This is a genomic window from Arenibacter algicola (assembly GCF_000733925.1).
GTDB lineage: Bacteria > Bacteroidota > Bacteroidia > Flavobacteriales > Flavobacteriaceae > Arenibacter > Arenibacter algicola.
The window spans coordinates 681,053-698,580 of record NZ_JPOO01000003.1 but is presented as its reverse complement, the minus strand read 5'-3'; the positions used below and the strand labels follow the sequence as shown (position 1 = coordinate 698,580).

At 39.1% G+C, this 17,528-nt stretch carries 17 protein-coding genes and 1 pseudogene; 15 read left to right on the top strand and 3 right to left on the bottom strand.

Features of this window, described 5'->3' with window-relative positions:
* Nucleotides 1–240 (bottom strand): annotated as a pseudogene (locus U735_RS0113225) (helix-turn-helix domain-containing protein); the annotation flags it as partial.
* Between the two features lie 534 nt (nucleotides 241–774).
* On the opposite strand from U735_RS0113225, the gene U735_RS0113220 reads away from it, so the two are divergent.
* The 11 genes from U735_RS0113220 to U735_RS0113170 all read left to right on the top strand — a co-directional run bounded on the left by U735_RS0113220 (nucleotide 775) and on the right by U735_RS0113170 (nucleotide 8,763).
* Nucleotides 775–1,749, top strand: a complete 975-nt coding sequence (locus U735_RS0113220; protein ID WP_031444276.1) for an LLM class oxidoreductase — start codon at nucleotides 775–777, stop codon at nucleotides 1,747–1,749.
* Nucleotides 1,750–2,278: 529 nt separating this feature from the next.
* The gene (locus U735_RS0113215; RefSeq protein WP_031444275.1) at nucleotides 2,279–3,727 is read left to right on the top strand and encodes a CotH kinase family protein; all 1,449 of its coding nucleotides are present in this window, start codon (nucleotides 2,279–2,281) and stop codon (nucleotides 3,725–3,727) included.
* Nucleotides 3,728–3,899: 172 nt separating this feature from the next.
* A complete protein-coding gene (gene tnpA / locus U735_RS0113210; protein ID WP_031444274.1) occupies nucleotides 3,900–4,334 on the top strand; it encodes an IS200/IS605 family transposase in 435 nt (144 codons plus the stop codon).
* Nucleotides 4,335–4,456: 122 nt separating this feature from the next.
* Nucleotides 4,457–5,311 (top strand): helix-turn-helix domain-containing protein, encoded by an 855-nt coding sequence (locus tag U735_RS0113205; RefSeq protein ID WP_031444273.1) that lies wholly within the window; start codon nucleotides 4,457–4,459, stop codon nucleotides 5,309–5,311.
* A gap of 92 nt (nucleotides 5,312–5,403) precedes the next feature.
* Nucleotides 5,404–5,805, top strand: a complete 402-nt coding sequence (locus tag U735_RS0113200; protein WP_031444272.1) for a DUF5367 family protein — start codon at nucleotides 5,404–5,406, stop codon at nucleotides 5,803–5,805.
* Nucleotides 5,806–5,809: 4 nt separating this feature from the next.
* Nucleotides 5,810–6,319: an anthrone oxygenase family protein gene (locus tag U735_RS0113195; RefSeq protein ID WP_031444271.1), complete on the top strand. Its 510-nt coding sequence runs from the start codon at nucleotides 5,810–5,812 to the stop codon at nucleotides 6,317–6,319.
* Between the two features lie 47 nt (nucleotides 6,320–6,366).
* Nucleotides 6,367–7,248, top strand: coding sequence for an NAD(P)H-binding protein (locus tag U735_RS0113190; protein ID WP_051892145.1), 882 nt, complete (start codon nucleotides 6,367–6,369; stop codon nucleotides 7,246–7,248).
* Nucleotides 7,249–7,253: 5 nt separating this feature from the next.
* Nucleotides 7,254–7,598, top strand: a complete 345-nt coding sequence (locus U735_RS0113185; protein WP_031444269.1) for a 5-carboxymethyl-2-hydroxymuconate Delta-isomerase — start codon at nucleotides 7,254–7,256, stop codon at nucleotides 7,596–7,598.
* Between the two features lie 5 nt (nucleotides 7,599–7,603).
* Nucleotides 7,604–7,897 (top strand): hypothetical protein, encoded by a 294-nt coding sequence (locus U735_RS0113180; RefSeq protein WP_031444268.1) that lies wholly within the window; start codon nucleotides 7,604–7,606, stop codon nucleotides 7,895–7,897.
* Nucleotides 7,890–8,321: a hypothetical protein gene (locus U735_RS0113175; protein WP_031444267.1), complete on the top strand. Its 432-nt coding sequence runs from the start codon at nucleotides 7,890–7,892 to the stop codon at nucleotides 8,319–8,321. Before U735_RS0113180 ends, U735_RS0113175 begins: the two co-directional genes overlap by 8 nt.
* Complete coding sequence (locus tag U735_RS0113170; protein ID WP_031444266.1) at nucleotides 8,311–8,763, top strand: GNAT family N-acetyltransferase; 453 nt, start codon at nucleotides 8,311–8,313, stop codon at nucleotides 8,761–8,763. The genes U735_RS0113175 and U735_RS0113170 overlap by 11 nt, the downstream gene beginning before the upstream one ends.
* A 60-nt stretch (nucleotides 8,764–8,823) precedes the next feature.
* Here U735_RS0113170 and U735_RS0113165 read toward each other — a convergent pair whose 3' ends face one another.
* Both U735_RS0113165 and U735_RS0113160 read right to left on the bottom strand, forming a co-directional pair.
* On the bottom strand, nucleotides 8,824–9,528 hold the full coding sequence (locus U735_RS0113165; RefSeq protein ID WP_031444265.1) for a fibronectin type III domain-containing protein: 705 nt from the start codon (nucleotides 9,526–9,528) through the stop codon (nucleotides 8,824–8,826).
* Nucleotides 9,525–12,737, bottom strand: a complete 3,213-nt coding sequence (locus tag U735_RS0113160; protein ID WP_069857919.1) for a T9SS type A sorting domain-containing protein — start codon at nucleotides 12,735–12,737, stop codon at nucleotides 9,525–9,527. Before U735_RS0113160 ends, U735_RS0113165 begins: the two co-directional genes overlap by 4 nt.
* Nucleotides 12,738–13,170: 433 nt before the next feature.
* Between U735_RS0113160 and U735_RS0113155 the strand changes: the two genes are divergently transcribed.
* The 4 genes from U735_RS0113155 to U735_RS0113140 all read left to right on the top strand — a co-directional run bounded on the left by U735_RS0113155 (nucleotide 13,171) and on the right by U735_RS0113140 (nucleotide 17,514).
* Complete coding sequence (locus U735_RS0113155) at nucleotides 13,171–13,767, top strand: DUF6515 family protein (RefSeq protein WP_031444263.1); 597 nt, start codon at nucleotides 13,171–13,173, stop codon at nucleotides 13,765–13,767.
* 644 nt (nucleotides 13,768–14,411) lie between these two features.
* Nucleotides 14,412–14,942: a hypothetical protein gene (locus U735_RS0113150; protein WP_031444262.1), complete on the top strand. Its 531-nt coding sequence runs from the start codon at nucleotides 14,412–14,414 to the stop codon at nucleotides 14,940–14,942.
* A gap of 220 nt (nucleotides 14,943–15,162) precedes the next feature.
* The gene (locus U735_RS25990) at nucleotides 15,163–15,366 is read left to right on the top strand and encodes a hypothetical protein (RefSeq protein WP_031444261.1); all 204 of its coding nucleotides are present in this window, start codon (nucleotides 15,163–15,165) and stop codon (nucleotides 15,364–15,366) included.
* Between the two features lie 120 nt (nucleotides 15,367–15,486).
* Nucleotides 15,487–17,514, top strand: a complete 2,028-nt coding sequence (locus tag U735_RS0113140; protein WP_031444260.1) for a M13 family metallopeptidase — start codon at nucleotides 15,487–15,489, stop codon at nucleotides 17,512–17,514.
* Nucleotides 17,515–17,528: the final 14 nt, after the last annotated feature.

Sequence of the window (17,528 nt, the reverse complement as noted above, 5' to 3'; positions counted from 1 at the left end):
TTAGGCAGTACAGGCATTTCGTGTTAAAAGCATATATTCTCCGTTGTTCTTAAATTCGCGGATGGAGGTGCCTACATATTTCTTAAAGGTTTTTGAGAGATGGCTAACATCCGTAAAGCCCAATTCCTGTGCAATTTCGGTCAATGTAAAATCGGAATTCAGCAATCGGATTTCCACCAATTTCAACTTGGCCTTAATAATGTATTCCCGTAAGGGCATATTCACTTGTTTTTTAAAATATTCGCTTACATAGGGGGGTAGTTATATTGATATCCTCAAGAATGCATTTCTCCTTTTTTTATTAGAGATAGAAATTGTAGATCAATTTTTCTTGGCACCTATAAAATTCGTTTTTATTATCTTTATAGAAAGTGTGGTAAGATTATTTTTATATTTTACGCTGTGATCACCAATTTATACTGGGGACCTATGATTGCTTTGTACCTAGAATATTCAAGACCTTATAGTCAAGTTTAATTACACATACCATTGAAGTCTGAAACTTAGGCTGAAAAGGGTTCTCTGGATATTATAGATGTATGGTTTATGAGAGGGAAATTATCCATATCCAGGAACGGTACGAAAATTTAAAAGCAACTCTGAGACACCCCGAACCCTGGTAATAGTTCACAAACAATTTTTGTAAGAGCTACTATGGTCAGCTTCAAGGTATATGGAGTTATAACATTAAGATTAAGAAGTAGGGCAGTAGGTACCGGTATAACAATGAAGCTTTAGTACAGCTAATAATTAAAACCCCCGAAGAAAAAACATATGAAGAATTTTGAGCCCATTAACAAAGCATACAACAGCGTATTTCAACCCGATGAACTGAGCATTGGAATAACAGTGCCTATAGAGTACTACGACCAAGGGCTTATGCCCACCATGGAGCATCATTTGGAACGCGTGGAATTGTTGGACGAATTGGGCTTTAAGGCCCTTTGGATTCGCGATGTACCCTTTAACGTACCCTCTTTTGGCGATGCTGGTCAGATGTACGATCCCTTTACCTATTTGGGATTTCTGGCAGCTAAAACCAAAAAAATAGCACTGGGTATTTCCAGTATTGCCTTGCCCTTGCACCATCCGGTACATGTGGCAAAATCCGCTGCCACTATAGACCAGCTTTCAGGTGGTAGGTTGTTGTTGGGAGTAGCCTCCGGTGACCGATTTGATGAATATCCCGCTATGGGAATCGAATATGAAAACCGTGGGGAACTGTTTCGCGAAGCCTTCCAATACATTCGTAGGGCACAGCAGAGTTACCCTGTTTTGGAAACCAAAAATTATGGCGATTTAAAAGGGCATATAGATATACTTCCAAAAGCTAAAAACCATAAAATTCCCTTGTTGATGACCGGCTTTAGTCAACAGTCTTTGGAGTGGAATGCCAAAAACGCAAATGGGTGGATGTACTACCCCAGGGATCCCAGACAACAGAAATACAGAATTGAAGAATGGCGGGCATTGGTTGCCGAAACTAGTATATTTGACAAACCTTTTATGCAGCCCTTATATGTGGATCTTCAAGAAGACGATAGTTTTAGGCCAGAACCCATCCATTTAGGATTTAAGACGGGTGTTAATTATTTGAACACCTATTTACATCATTTAAAATCTATTGGTGTAAACCATGTAAGTCTAAATCTAAGGTTCAATTCCAATAGTATGGAAAGCACCTTGGAGCGACTGGCAGAAAAAGTATTGCCAGAATTTCAAAAGAATAAAAAGTCAGCAAAAATATAACGAGCAAAGCTATAGTTGTCAGAGAAACAGGGACGGCATAGTTAATTTGCCGTAATACAATTGGCCTAGGAAGCCTGTTGGCAACATTGGGCCGCAGACGAAAAGGGGGCCAATCTGTTATTGGTCCTGGCCGTTTCAGAAAGTCTTTTGACAGCCTTAAGGGAGAAGAAAGAGGAGTATCTGCTCCGCACATCCCGATACCTATGACGAAGGTAAAATGAGCCAGTCTTTTGGGGTTAGGAATAAAATTCTGTACCATCTAAAGGTCTGCTTCAATTTTTAATAGCTAACCTCCTTTATTTCGACTATATATATTAATCTAGATTTTGCGATTATTCTTCGGTTTTCGGATTGGTTCAATTGAATGTCATTTATGGATATTTTAGGACAGTCTGTAATGGCCTTCAAATTTACTGTCAGGACATTTCTTATGTTTCACATAAAAGAGTAGGCCATTCGCTGATTTTATAAAATTCATTTACTTCATATTAACATCTTTGTAAGGTAATAATAGTCCTAAAAGTATACAATGATGAGAAAAATAAGCTTATTGTTTTTATTGATGACGCAATTATTTTTGGTGCTTTCCTGCTCCAACGATGCCGTACAAGATACATCGGCCGGGGAAGAAGTAATAGATAGCGAGACCTATGTTGAAACCTATTCCGATACCGACTTTGAAGCCGCGGACTGGACTGATGATACCCATAGTAAATCAGCAGACCCTAACTTTGAAGAAGTTTTTGAGGATGAAGCAGTAAAACGTTTGGATATTGTAATTACCGAAGAGCGTTGGCAGAGTATGTTGGATGATATGACATCACTGTACGGAGCTTTTGGTGGTAGTGGAGGTCCCGGTGGTGGCCCTGGTGGAGGTGGATTGGCAGATGTTGATGAAGATCCTATTTTTGTCCCCGGCGATATCATGTATAATGGCAAGGAATGGTATCGGGTAGGGGTACGTTTTAAAGGCAATTCCAGTTTACAGTCCAGCTGGACCAGTGGCATCTTAAAATTATCCTTTAAGCTGGATTTTGATGAATTTGAGGATCAATACCCCCAAATAGACAATCAACGGTTTTATGGTTTTAAGAAATTGAGTTTGAAAAATAACTACAATGATAAATCCATGCTAAGGGAAAAGGTAGCTACCGATGTTTTCCGGGAAGCCGGCATAGCGAGTTCACACGCAGCATTTTATACCGTTTATGTGGATCATGGCGATGGACCCCAATATTTTGGAGTTTATACATTGGTCGAAGAAGTGGATGACACGGTGATCGATGCCCAGTTTTCCGATAATGATGGTAATTTGTACAAACCGGATGGCACTGGCGCCAGTTTTGCCCAGGGCACCTTTACCGAAGATGTATTTGTAAAGAAGACCAATGAAGATGTGGCCGATTTTAGCGATGTACAAAGTGTCTTCACGGCATTGCATTCATCGGAAAGAACCACGGATCCTTCAACTTGGCGTGCCAATTTGGAAAGTGTTTTTGACACCGATACCTTCTTGAAGTATTTGGCGGTCAATACAGTTATCCAAAACTGGGATACTTACGGCAGAATGACCCATAATTATTATCTGTACAATAATCCCGACACGGAAAAATTATCATGGATTCCATGGGATAACAACGAGGCTTTGCAGGAAGGGAATCAGCAAGGGGCGTTAAATTTGGATTTCTCCGATTTAAATGGGAGTGCATGGCCGTTGATCGGGTATTTGTATCAGGATGATACCTATAGGGCACAGTACGATGCATATGTGCGTGATGTAGTGGATAATGCCTTTAATATTAGTGATATGCAATCCAAATATGCAACCTATGGGGCATTGGTAGAACCTTACGCCAACCTAGAGGTTTACGGGTATTCATTTCTAAGTTCAAGTTCGGATTTTCAGGCAGCCATAAGCCAATTAAATAGTCACGTTAGTGCACGTACCACGGCAGTAAATAATTATTTGAACGATTAATTGGTTTTTAGTTGATGAACCTTCAGGTTGATTAATTTTTATTGTTCCCCCGATGAAGATTCGGCTACTCCTTAGGGTAGCCGGATTTTTTTATTGGTCTCAGGTTAGGGAGTAAAACCCTGCAATTTATTGCAGCACTTTAGTACTGCGAAAAAATACATAATTTAGGGGTATGGGTCATACATTGAGAAAGGGATCGCATACCGTTAGCCGGTTGACTTGTCATCTGGTTTGGGTTACCAAGTATAGATATAAGGTATTAAGTGGGGATGTTCAGAAGCGTTGTCGTGAGCTTCTCATGCAAATATGTGAAGCTGAAGGGATTGAGATTATGAAAGGAGTGGTGAGCTCCGATCATGTTCATATGCACGTTGAATACGCCCCTAGGATGAATGTAAGTTCGATGGTCAAACAAATGAAAGGCAGGACATCGAGAAAGCTCCAACAGGAGTTTCCTCATTTAAAGGAGCGCTATTGGGGTCAGCATTTTTGGGCGAGCGGTTATGGAGTCTGGAGTACGGGCAATGTAACCGATAAGATGGTCAATGATTATTTGGAGCATCATAGACGGGACGGTTCGGATAATTCCAATTTTATATTGGAATAGTCCCAGGGACTTTCAGTCCCTTGTAAAGAAAACCTCTGCACTTTCAGTGCAGAGTGGTTTAGTGGCTTCGTTTGGTAGTTGGATTTACAAACCCAAAATTTTGTAAATTCGTTCTAAGCTAGATGACAAGGGATATTATAGACATAAACGACTTTATTATTTTGGTAGAAGAAGCCAAGGTAAATGAGGCTACCATAGATTCATGCTCTTTTGAAGAACCTTTGATCGCTGTTGCCTTTTATGGCTCCGGCAATGTTGATTTAAAGGTAAAATATGGGGATAAACAAAAGGACTTTAATCATACCAAGGGTTTGGCACTTTCATTTTTTGCAAATGATAAAGTAGAATTCGTACATACGGTCTCCTCCTCCAAGCCTTTGGAATGCTTGGTTATAGCCACCTCCATAAAAGCATTGGATAAACTTCCCAATCAAGAAGGCGAGCTTTTTGGGGAAATGCTGGATCAGTTGGTGAACCCTTCGGATCATTATGTGGAGGGACCGAGTTTTATTATGACGCCGGAAATGCAGACTATTGTTGATTCCTTATTTAATATTCAATATCAGGGCAAAACCAAAATGATGTTTTTCCGAAGTCAGATAACAACACTGCTTTCCCATTTTTTTGGTCAATTGGCCAGCTTAAAAACTGAGAAAATAAATCCCCAAGAACGCAGCCAACTCCATCAGGCCAAAGATATCTTATTGAAGAATATTGATAATCCCCCTTCCCTAAGCGAACTTTCCAAGAAGATAGGCTTAAACACATTTAAACTAAAAAAGGACTTTAAGGCATATTTTGGTGTTCCCGTTTTTAAATACCTTCAGAACGAACGTTTGACCCTGGCCCATAAATTGATCCGCAATCAAGATGCCACCGTTCAGGAAGCGGCATGGCATGTGGGCTATGAAAGTTTAAGCTCTTTCTCCAATGCTTTTGAAAAAAAGTTTGGGTATAGACCTAGTCAGATCAAGTAGCCTCCTTTTAGAACAAATCTTTCTCCATTTGGGACAAACCTCCCAGAGCACATTCAAATAATTTTGACATGTAATTTTTAAACTAAAAAGTCATGAAAATTAAACGTGCTCTGCTTATCGGTATTGCCATATGGATTATCGCAATACTATTTTATTCAATTTCTTACTATGTCCCGGTTTTGGAAAATGCTGAGACACAGGCAAATCTTGTATTGTTTGCTGTAGTCATACCATTGGTGTGGTGGGGTTGTTCATTCTACTACAGGAAAGAAAAGGATACACATGGGTATTTGGTGGGCCAAACACTGTTGTTGACTGCTGTTGTATTGGATGCCTTGATCACAGTCCCGTTCTTCATAATTCCAACAGGAGGAAGTCACTATAGCTTCTTCACATCTTTAGGATTCTGGATTATAGCGGCCGAATTTTTATTGGTAGCGGTATTGTACTGGTATACTCGTGTATATCCCAAAACAAACATCTTAAAACATTAAAGCTATGGAAATCACAATTGAAAATATAGGGATTACAGCATTGATATTGCTAACCGGCTTATCGGCAGGTCTATGTTTCACCTGGTCCAATGCCATTACCCCGGGGATTGGCAGACTGAACGATCCTGGCTATTTAATGTCCTTTCAACAAATGAACAGAGCAATAATAAACCCCTTATTTTTGCTGGTCTTCTTTGGACCTTCCATTGTGGGGGCTATTAATCTATATCTCTTTAAAAATGCACCAAGCCCATTAATCTGGTCATTGATCTTAGGGATAGCAATTTATTTTTTCGGAGTTGTTTTGGTAACCATATTTGGTAATGTACCTCTAAATGAGGTGTTGGATAAAACCGACTTAAATTCTGCCAGTATTGAAGAGCTAAGACAATTGAGGGAAAGGTTTGAGGTAAAATGGAATCGCCTGCATCTCATCAGGACCTTGAGTTCCATAATTTCATTCCTGCTTCTTTTGATCGGCCTTTTTCAAGTCACTAAATACAACATTCAATAGATAAACCTAATCATTATAAATATAATTAAACATAAACGTAAATAAAAATGGAAAACATGAACAACATTTTAGTAATCGGCGCGACTGGAAAAACCGGCCAAAAAGTAGTGAAAAGATTAAGCGAAGCCGGACATAACGTTAGAATTGGCTCTAGATCGGCAACTCCGGCCTTCGATTGGGAAAATCCTGAAACGTGGTCTCAAAGCATGGAAGGAATGGATAAAGTATATATTACATTTCAGCCAGACTTGGCCGTTCCCGGAGCTTTGGAAGCCATTGAGGAGTTAACCAAAAAAGCGAAACAAAGCAATGTAAAAAAGTTGGTTCTTTTGTCGGGAAAGGGAGAAAGGGAAGCCGAACTGTGTGAACAGGTGGTGATACATTCAGGATTGGATTACACCATTGTTCGGGCCAGTTGGTTTAATCAAAATTTTAGTGAAAGCTTTTTCTTGGAACCCATTTTGGAAGGTTTTGTAGCCTTGCCACAGGCAGAGGCCAAAGTTCCCTATGTGGATACCGATGATATTGCCGATGTGGCCGTAGCAGCCTTGTTGGGCGAGGAGCACAATGGAAAAATTTATCAGCTTACAGGGCCTAGGCAGCTTACTTTTAAGGAAGTGATCCAAGAAATCTCGGATGCCACTGGAAGGGACATCGCATTTACACCTATTGCCTTACCGGCCTACACCCAAGTGATGAAACAACAAGGGGTCCCTGCCGATTTTGTTTGGCTTATAGAGTATCTATTCTCTGAAGTGCTTGGAAATCCCAACAATGCGGAGATTACCCATGATATAGAAAAAGTTTTGGGAAGAAAACCAAAGGATTTTTCAGATTATGTAAAGGAAACTGCAGCAACAGGGATTTGGAATTCCCCTTCTTTACTAATTGCAGGAAGTGATACCGGGAAAGAATTATTAAAACCTTAAAATTTATGCCACATTTTATAATAGATTGTTCAGAAAACCTTATTTCATTAAAATCACCTGATGTGATTATAGAAAATGTATATGATGCCGCAGAGTCTACAGCGCTTTTTGATCCAGGGGATATAAAGGTGAGAATCAATCCATTTAAGTATTACAATGTTGGGGACACTAAGAATGATTTTGTTCACATTTTTGCCAATATTATGGAAGGAAGGACGGTAGAACAAAAGGCTATGTTATCAAAAACAGTGGTAACAAAATTAAAGCAAGTGTTTCCTGAAGTTCCCATACTATCCATGAACATTCGAGATTTTGAAGCGGCAACTTATTTTAATAAACCTATGATTTAAAAAAGATGAGTACAGAAGAGAAATTAAAAATGTTAAATGCTAGTTGGGAGTTACATAGTCAAGTTGAAACAAGTTACCTGAAAAACCCTGCAAATAGCGATGATGCGGAGTGGTTGGAAAAACAGCGTTTGCTTTTGGCCGATATGGCGTTGCATTTACTGCAAACATCAATCAAACCGGGTGAAATTAAATTGGATAGGTTGCGCGATAATTTACATGCCATATTAACTATAACAGATCAATTTTTACCAAATGCTGATCTTAAAAAGGCTACTGAAAAATTGTACTGCAATGAATAATCACAAGAATAGGTCAATAATTACATTCAGTATCCTTCTTTATGCCATTGTTGTTCCATTTATGGAAATCAATGCAACCCATGTTTTCAATCCAAATTGGACTCCCCATGTTAGAATTCATGAGGTATGGCAATTAATTACCAATTCCGGTATAGGGTTGTTTTGTATCTGGTTGGTTTGGGGTAAGAATGAAACCAAGATCACTGCAATATTGAGCTTACTCGTTACCGGAGGATTTTTGGTCGCATTTATGCTACAAGAGTTCTATGGTGGCTCCATGAAATACCTCGATGGTAGCGAAAAACAACTCTTGGGAATTAATATTGGTGTTTTAGGTTTTGGGATAGCTTTCGCATTGGTTTTGTACACCTTATTGGTTCATAAGTTTAAAAGAACAAATAATGTAAGAAGAAATGAATTTTAGAAAAGCAACAAAGAATGATGTACAGGCCATTGTAGAAATGATTGCCGATGATGAGTTGGGAAAAACTCGGGAAGATTTCAAAACACCCTTGCCAGTGGAGTATTACAAGGCTTTTGCGAACATAGTTCAGGATAACAACCAAGAACTCATTGTGATTGAAAATGAAGATGGGGAGGTAGTTGGCACCTTACAACTTTCCTTTATACAATACCTTACTTATCGTGGAGGTGTCAGGGCACAGATTGAAGCGGTACGGATTAGGAAGGACCAAAGGGGAACAGGTCTCGGCACCGAAATGTTCCATTGGGCCATAGGCAGGGCAAAAGAAAGAAAGGCCCATGTATTGCAATTGACCACGGACAAGAAAAGGCCCAAGGCAATAGCTTTTTATACAAAATTGGGGTTTAAGGCCAGCCATGAAGGGATGAAGATGCATTTTTGATCGGATTGTTTTCAAAACGTAATTGCCTCTGGAAGGGAAATGTAATTTAAGGTTTAACTATTATTCAATTTTTTCTGTATGTGTCGCTATCGAGAAATTTCCAAGATTATCCCTTGTGGTTATTTGTATGGTATAAGTTTTACCAGTGCTGATAGAAATGGGATCTAGGGAGGTTGCACTTAAATTGGTTTGGTCAACAAGTTCATTACCATCTGCATCTGTTACTTTAACATCATAGGTTAAGGTGTCCCCATCTTCATCACTTCCTATCCAAGAAATGCTGAGTTCGGAATCTGAGACATTATAATCAGTAATGATCTGGGCGGCATAGGGCGCGTAATTACCTATGGGCGGGCCAGGGGTAGTAAAGGAAAAGGTACTGCTCACGGTTTCGCCATCATTATTTTTAGCAGTTACGGTCCAAGTGTATGATTTTCCTTTTTCGAGGGTCAATTCGGTCTCGGCCGTTGTTACGGTGATGTTGTTTATTTCTTTCCCGCCTTCAAAAACTTGTACCAAATAACTCAAAGCATTTTCAGCGGTAGACCAGCTAAAGTAGATGGTGGCCTTATTGTTATCTCCCGGCAGTTCTTTGAAGTCGGAGCAGGTTTCTGCATTTGCTGGAAGGATTCCGATAGCCTTATCAGGCATAATCAGCACTTCTTCAACGGAGGCTTTTAATGCAGGTGCAGATTTGGAACAAGCACTTATAATTGCCAGAAACAGTACCATCACAAGAGGGCGTAATTGAATTAATCTTTTCATTGTTTAATTATTTTAAATGTTTTTGTATCCTCTTCTGTGATGATATGCACTATATATAGTCCGCTGGTATAATTGTCGAAATGAAGAACGCTCTCTGACATGTTATTCCAATTCTCGATAAATACAAGCTGTCCCACGGAATTATATAAGCGTATTTCTGCTGGTTGAAAACCTCCGAATATGTACACTTGTCCTGATGTAAGGGTAGGATAGACCAAAATGTCTTCTTCCAGGGAGAAGGTATCCATGACTTTTCCTTGACAATCATTTATGCCCGAAATATGAATTTCATTGGACATTTTTAAATTGTGAACTTCTATTTCGTTCTCTTCGTTAGAATTGAAGATGTAGTTTTTTTGAATACCATTTATATCTACAGTGTACTCGGTGCTTCCAGAAACAATATATTTGGCACTTTGGGTTTTGCTGTCAATACCTTGTAACTTACCAGAGATGCTACTTGGCCCATTTATGGTTATCCCAAAGTATTGCTCATGCAATATAGAGGGTATGGCAACTGTGATTTCGTAGGTTCCTGCAGCCAGGTTTTCAAACTTATAATTTTCGTATAGGTTTATTCCCGTATAATTTTCATTTATTCCTTCACCGCTAACTGCAATATCAAAATTATATCCAATTAAAGAGGTGGCTATTTCAATACTACCATTGGCAACATTGGGACAACTGGGTGTTTCGGAATAAATTCTTATGGCATTCATAGCAATAAAATCACACCCGTTGCTATTTACCGTTATTCCTGGGGATGTATTGAGGCAAAGGTCCAAATCGTTGGTTACTCCATCGTTATCATCGTCCAATTGGGATGTGGCACAACCATTGCTGTCCACTTCAGCATCAACCCGTGTATCGGCACAAAGGTCCAAATCGTTGGTAATTCCATCATTGTCATCATCCAGTTGGGAAGCGGCACAACCATTGCTGTCCACTTCAGCATCCGCTGGGGTATCGGCACAAAGGTCCAAATCATTGGTTATACCATCATTGTCATCATCCAGTTGGGAAGCGGCACAACCATTGCTGTCCACTTCAGCATCCAAAGGAGTATCGGCACAAAGGTCCAAATCATTGGTTACTCCATCGTTATCATCGTCCAATTGGGATGTGGCACAACCATTGCTGTCCACTTCAGCATCCAAAGGAGTATCGGCACAAAGGTCCAAATTATTGGTAACTCCGTCGTTATCATCATCCAATTGGGAAGCGGAACAACCATTGCTGTTCACTTCGGCCTCAACCGGAGTATTGGCACAAAGGTCCAAATCATTGGCAACTCCGTCTTTATCATCATCCAGTTGGGAAGCGGCACAGCCATTGCTGTCTACTTCAGAACCCCAGGGCGTACCTGGGCAAAGGTCATCCTCATTAATTACTCCATCATTGTCATCATCTAAGGGAGGTACGACAATTTCAGATAAGGGACGCGACCAAACACTTGAGCCATATGTTCCTAGGAACAATTTGTCGTCCTTTATAATAATTTCGGTCATATAATCAATTTTCATACCATCCATAGCTGGATACCACCATTCCCTTCCAGCCTCACTTGCAAATATCCCATAAGCAGTTGCGCCATATATAATATTGTCCTTCACTATAATATCCTGTACAGATGTGTAATCCTGAGCTAAGAAACGATACCAAATAATACCAAGGTCATCACTGGCCATTAAACCTCTTGCTGTAGCAGCGTATATTCTATTTTCAATAAACTCAAGATCTTGGGTGAGATAATAGTCATTGGGTATGGAAATATTAGACCAGGCTTGACCCAAATCGGTAGAAATAAATAGTTCTGCATTGGCCGTACTTACTATTATAACTTGATCACGAATTAGAATATTTTCATAACCCATTTGGGATGGATCAATCCCCTCCATAGGAGAAAGTGTCCATGTTTCTCCCAAATCGTTAGAAAGATACACACCCTTCCCATTCATGGTAGTTGCCAATACTCCGTTGTCATAATCCAAGGCTGCTGTGCTCAAATTTAAATCAGGTTCCAATTTTATAACCCAATTATCACCAATGTCGTTGGACATATAAATTCCCGCAGAGGTTGCAGCGAATATCGTATTATCTATTACGATGATATCATTAATTGACTTTGAATTTAAATCGGTCGAGCTTATACCAATTGGGGTCCATGTGGCACCATTATCGCTAGACCTGAATATTCCATTTTCCGAGGTACCGGTAAATAAATAGGTGTCATTAGCGGCCAATGCACTTATATTATGTGCTTTAATTCCCTTACTGTTGAATGCCCAGGTTGAACCGTAATCCACAGATTCAAAGACGCCCTCGCTGGTCAACATGAATAACTTATCATTTGATAATAGGATATTATTTGCAGAACTATCTGTTTGGGTGTTTTGGCCCATGGTCCAGTTGACTCCATTATCACTGGAATAATAGTATCTTCCGAAGGAATTTGTGGTATATACTACCCCCTCGTAACCCGCTAAATTTGTTAAAGTGCTTCCACCACCTAAAGGAGTAAGAATCCAAGAGGCAAGATTATCATTGGATACAAACATCTGCCCATCATTGGTAACATAAAACACACCATTATATTCAGTCATTGATTGAATGCCATTGGGGGATAAACCAGGAATATTTATCGCATTCCAAATATTACCATTGTCTACGCTTTCAAACAATCCATCTGCTGTTCCTACGTACATTTTTGAATTATAACTTACAAATCCAGAGATAGAATTTCCTGGGAGGCCATTATTTTTTTCAGACCAATTAGCTCCGTAATCTGCCGAATAATAAAGCTTTCCGTCAGCACTTCCAGCATATATTTCCTGACCATTGGTAAACAAAGAATAGAAAGTTAATCGGTCCGCACCATTATTTGCTGGTGACCAGGTACTACCCTTATCAACGGACCTATAAACGCCACCTTGATAAAGGCTTATATACACGTTATCACCATGACTGGCTATACGATACACATGTGGATGAAGTGGTAACCCTTCATTACTGGGTTCCCATGAAGCGCCATTGTTTGTGGATATATAGACTCCCCCTCCGCCAGCTGATACAATCAAAGTATTATCAACTTTAACAATATCATTGGTATAGCCTCCTTCCGGACCTGCGGATTGGGTCCATTGGGAATAGGAAATGGATATGCACAATAAACTTAGACAAGCGAGTAACAATGGTTTTGGGGTGGCCATATAAGTAGGATTTTTACTTCAGTTTTTGTTGAAGTTTCAAAGAACATCTTTTTTTAATAAGAAAGTATTTTTAAAAGTTGAAAGTAACCTAAAAGTCGACCTGAGGCATTTTATATGGTAATATTCGGCTTTAGCTCAAATGTATAGTTCATATGCGTCATTAAATACAATTGTGATACCAATAATATTCACTTGCTATGGCGGCATTAGCTAAATATTACCAACCATGCATCTAAGCCTATGGAACTAGCAATACCCCACATTTACTTATAGCCCTTTCCTTTTAATCTGTTAAATTCAGATATTCATAGATAGAAAACCAGTCATGGTCTATTTGCTTTCATAATTCTTCAAGGTACCAATACCTTTATCCTGTAAATACGTTGCAACGTCCACGTATTAAAAACAATTAGAACCTTAAATCTTAGAGTTTATGAAAGCATTTAATAGAATATACACCTTATCAATTTTAATTGCCCTAGCTTTTGTTACACAAGCAACTGCGCAATCTGTTGGTAACTCAAATTCTAGATCCACAAGAGATACCAAAACCACCACAGCAAAGAAAACGGTGAACAATAGAGTACCTAGTACAAAAGTCACTTATAAAACTCCAATGAAAAAAGTGGTTTCAGTGCGTTCGGTGCCCGATAGAAAAGTTATTAAGCACAACGGACAGGATTACTATTATGCCAATAATAAGTATTACACACAATCCAGGGGAAGGTATATTGTAATTGCTCCTAAAATAGGATTCAGAATAAGCAGCTTACCTCCAAAATACAAGCGGGTTAGTTTTAATGATTACAATTATTACAATGCCCAAGGGGTCTTTTATGTTCAAATGAATAGTGAATATGAAGTGGTAGAACCCGAAATAGGAACCATAGTTTATGAGCTTCCGGATGATTATGAAAAAGTAGCCATAAATGGAATGGAATATTACGAATATTCCAGCATCCTTTATGAGAAAGTACAAGTAAATGGCAGTAGGGCCTACGAAGTAGTAGGCTTTATAGATATGGAATAAAGATGGTTAGATTGGTTAATTAGTGAACGGGAGGGTAATTAATTTTTTAATTACCCTCCTTTTTTTTTGTACTTATGACTTATATGAATACTGCTGGTCCATTAATTTATATTTTCTTAAAGATTCAAAAAATATACTCGGGTTGGTAGTTTTTTTTGGATATCTCTAAAGACGGCATTGGGATTTCCAAGCAATTCAGGAGCCTTACATCAAAAGATTCCTTTAGAATTTCGTAATTGGTTATAGTGCCGTACAGGAAATACGTATGGATGGGTTTGGCAACTTTTCGGTTTCGGAGCCCATTGCAAACTATCCTGAGTAAGACGTAGTAATCTAGGTGAGTAAGCAACCCGTTATTTTTTACATTCTAAAATTGGATGTTTTTGGAAGTTGGGCCCAATTAACTTGATAATCCTTTTGACACAAAAGATTTTTTTAGTAATTTTAAAATTGAACCAACAAACGTAAAATTGCATATATATTTGAATATCAAATATTTAGCAATGCTTATTTCCCGCCCTTCGTTTATACTGTAATTATTATACTGTTTTCCTCCCGCATAGGTCTAAATAATATTTTATTCCCAAGAAAATATTATTGTCGGTCTTTTTAAACATTTCAAACATCTTTAAAATTCTCTTCAAATGAAAACGTATTTCCTTGCTCTAATTTTTTTAGGGGCGAATGCCCTTACCTATTCTCAAGACGCTATAACCTATGCTCATTTTAGGGCTCCCAGACTTACTGGTCCATCTATGGTCAATACTACACTTAAAACTAACGTCAATGCCAAATTTATAAAAGTATTGCGAAAAGATTACATGCCTATGCGGGCTAAAACACTTCAAAAGCTGGTGGCAAATTATGATATTTCCAAAGCTTCAGTGTTTATGCCAAAGCAGAATTCTACCTATAAGGTGGTTATGAAAGAAGGGAAAGATGCTAGTACCACTGTATACAGTTACCAAGGTATTATCCTCAAAAGCGAACAGACCTTCAAGAGCATTAGGTTACCCTACAATCTGAGTTCAAAAGTTATAAAAGAACATCCTGGCTGGGCTATAGACCAAGTGGAATGCCGGATCCTTTATGAAGTCAACGAAAACCCTTTAATTACGTATAAGGTAAAGCTTAAACAAGGAAAGGATACCAAAAAACTTGAGCTCTCTATTTAATCCTCTTTTCCCGCGATTGGAGCATACAATTGATTTTCTCTTAGCTTTAACTTTAGGTGGCTGTCTTTTACCTTATTGAAAAGTACTACTTACCGGAGTTGGGGTATCTGGGTTAAAACTAGATGACATTACATTAAATTCTTTTGGACCTTATCACGAGATTTGTCAGAAAAGAATAACTACGGAAAATGTTCTAGTTTGCCATATTTTTTTGACAATCTTGAAAAAGAGATTTTTTTTTATTCTACAGCAAAAGGTAAGACAGGAATTGAAGCCCAGAGGAGGTAGTCGCTCCTTTAAACAGGCATTAGTTCAAGGTGGGAGTTTGGATTTAAGTTTAAAAGAAGGCAATGTAATCTTGACGGATGCCAAGGTCAGAATGTCCACAGCCGTGATTGCGGACGTAGCGGCCTCCAATGGCTAGTTGTTGGTCAAACTTTAGATCATCTGCTATAAGGTCAAGATTTAGAAGTACTAGTACGGTATTGTGGTTTAACAGTGACTGCAAATATTTTATATATTTGAGAGAACATATCCTCAACAAATGAAAAATCTTCACTACTTCCCAATTCTGATTTGTTTACTTGTATGCTGTAAAAACGAACCGTCCTTAAAAAGTGATTCTCAAACTGTAGATAGAACAGTGGTTTTTGAGGGTATTACAGACTCCATTAAACCAGGTGATAATTTCTTCGACCACGTTAACCGAACATGGTTCACCGAAGCTGTAATAGCAGAGGATCAAGTTGGAGTGGGGTCCTATCGATTTTTAAATATTCCACAGCAGGAACTGCTTAAAAATATTTTGCAGGAAGTGTCGCAACAAGAAAATCCCAAAGGGAGTATTGAACAAAAGGTGGGCGATTTTTATGCATCGGGAATGGATACCCTTAGTATTGATGCAAGAGGAATTACACCTATACAACCCCTATTGGACCAAATAGAAGACATAAAGGATATTTCCGGCATTATGGATTTTGTATCCATCCAGATCAAATCTGGCGATTATTCCATGGTTTCGCCTTATGTGTCTCCCGATCAGGAGAATAGCTCCCTTAATATTTTGCATGTTGCCCAGTCCGGATTGGGCATGCCCGATCGGGATTATTATTTTCAGGAAGATGCATCTGTAAAAAGTATTCAGGAGGCGTACAAAACATATCTGACTTCACTGTTCGAATTGGTAGGGGATAGGGATGCAAACGCCCTGGCAGCTATTGTTTACGGTATTGAAAAACAATTGGCCCAAGCCCATAAGACGCGTATTGAACGCAGGATAATTAAAGAAAACTATCACAAAATATCTGTTTCCGATCTGGATAAAAAACATCCTAACTTGGGCTGGAGATCATTTTTGACAAATTTGGGAGCAGAGATAGATTCCTTGGATGTCTCACAGCCAAATTATTATGATACCTTGAACAAGTTACTGGCTAAGGTGCCATTGGCCCATTGGAAATTGTACTTGAAAGCTCACTCCATAGATTCACATGCCAATATTTTAAGCACACCTTTTAGGGATGCTGCTTTTGAGTATAGTAAAGTTTTATCCGGTCAGGCACAGCAACAATCACGGGCAAAGCAAATGGTACGTAGGGTGGATGACCAAATAGGCTTTGCCCTTGGACAATTATATGTAAAGCGATACTTTAAGGAGGATGCCAAAAAACGGGCCCTGGATTTGGTCAATAATTTTCAGAAAGTATTGGAGAAACGCATAGACGACTTGGATTGGATGAGCGATAGCACCAAACTAAAAGCGAAGGACAAATTATATGCCATTAACAAAAAAATAGGCTATCCGGATGTGTGGAGAACCTATGATGTAGTTATAGATCGGGATAAATTCTTTGAGAATGTGGTGGCCTTGCAACAAGATGAATATCAATATGAGCTAAAACAGCTTAATAGGCCGCCCAATAGGGACGAGTGGCATACCACTCCCTCTACGGTAACCGCATATTATAACCCGTCGTTAAACGAAATTGTATTTCCCGCCGGAATCTTGCAAGCTCCATATTTTGACCTGTATGCGGACGATGCCGTGAATTACGGGGGTATAGGAATGGTAATAGGTCATGAATTCACCCATGCCTTTGACGACCAAGGGGCACAATATGACAAAAATGGAAATGTTGCCAATTGGTGGACCGATGACGATTATACACAGTTCAAGGCCAGAACACAAAAAATTATAGATCAATATTCGGACTTTAAGGTTTTGGATAGTATACATTTAAAGGGGGCTTTGACGGTTGGGGAAAACACCGCGGATAATGCCGGGATTGCCATTGCCTATGATGCATTTAAACTAACAGAACAAGGCCGGGACACTACCAAGATTGGAGGCTTTACTCCAGACCAGCGCTTCTTTTTATCCATTGCACGTATATGGCGGGTTAAAATGCGGGAGGAATTCTTGCGCAATTATGTGATGACCGATCCGCATTCGCCGCCCATTTGGCGTGTAAATGGCCCATTAATGAACTTTACGCCTTTTTATGAGGCATTTAATGTTAAGCCAGGCGATCGTAATTACAAACCGGAAGACGAAAGAATTAAGATATGGTAAAGGTCCCAGAATTG

Excerpts from the sequence above, each read along its gene's own strand:
- U735_RS0113220 (WP_031444276.1), top strand. The coding sequence starts at position 775 with ATGAAGAATTTTGAGCCCATTAACAAAGCATACAACAGCGTATTTCAA.
- U735_RS0113215 (WP_031444275.1), top strand. The coding sequence starts at position 2,279 with ATGATGAGAAAAATAAGCTTATTGTTTTTATTGATGACGCAATTATTT.
- tnpA (WP_031444274.1), top strand. The coding sequence starts at position 3,900 with ATGGGTCATACATTGAGAAAGGGATCGCATACCGTTAGCCGGTTGACT.
- U735_RS0113205 (WP_031444273.1), top strand. The coding sequence starts at position 4,457 with ATGACAAGGGATATTATAGACATAAACGACTTTATTATTTTGGTAGAA.
- U735_RS0113200 (WP_031444272.1), top strand. The coding sequence starts at position 5,404 with ATGAAAATTAAACGTGCTCTGCTTATCGGTATTGCCATATGGATTATC.
- U735_RS0113195 (WP_031444271.1), top strand. The coding sequence starts at position 5,810 with ATGGAAATCACAATTGAAAATATAGGGATTACAGCATTGATATTGCTA.
- U735_RS0113190 (WP_051892145.1), top strand. The coding sequence starts at position 6,367 with ATGGAAAACATGAACAACATTTTAGTAATCGGCGCGACTGGAAAAACC.
- U735_RS0113185 (WP_031444269.1), top strand. The coding sequence starts at position 7,254 with ATGCCACATTTTATAATAGATTGTTCAGAAAACCTTATTTCATTAAAA.
- U735_RS0113180 (WP_031444268.1), top strand. The coding sequence starts at position 7,604 with ATGAGTACAGAAGAGAAATTAAAAATGTTAAATGCTAGTTGGGAGTTA.
- U735_RS0113175 (WP_031444267.1), top strand. The coding sequence starts at position 7,890 with ATGAATAATCACAAGAATAGGTCAATAATTACATTCAGTATCCTTCTT.
- U735_RS0113170 (WP_031444266.1), top strand. The coding sequence starts at position 8,311 with ATGAATTTTAGAAAAGCAACAAAGAATGATGTACAGGCCATTGTAGAA.
- U735_RS0113165 (WP_031444265.1), bottom strand. The coding sequence starts at position 9,528 with ATGAAAAGATTAATTCAATTACGCCCTCTTGTGATGGTACTGTTTCTG.
- U735_RS0113160 (WP_069857919.1), bottom strand. The coding sequence starts at position 12,737 with ATGGCCACCCCAAAACCATTGTTACTCGCTTGTCTAAGTTTATTGTGC.
- U735_RS0113155 (WP_031444263.1), top strand. The coding sequence starts at position 13,171 with ATGAAAGCATTTAATAGAATATACACCTTATCAATTTTAATTGCCCTA.
- U735_RS0113150 (WP_031444262.1), top strand. The coding sequence starts at position 14,412 with ATGAAAACGTATTTCCTTGCTCTAATTTTTTTAGGGGCGAATGCCCTT.
- U735_RS0113140 (WP_031444260.1), top strand. The coding sequence starts at position 15,487 with ATGAAAAATCTTCACTACTTCCCAATTCTGATTTGTTTACTTGTATGC.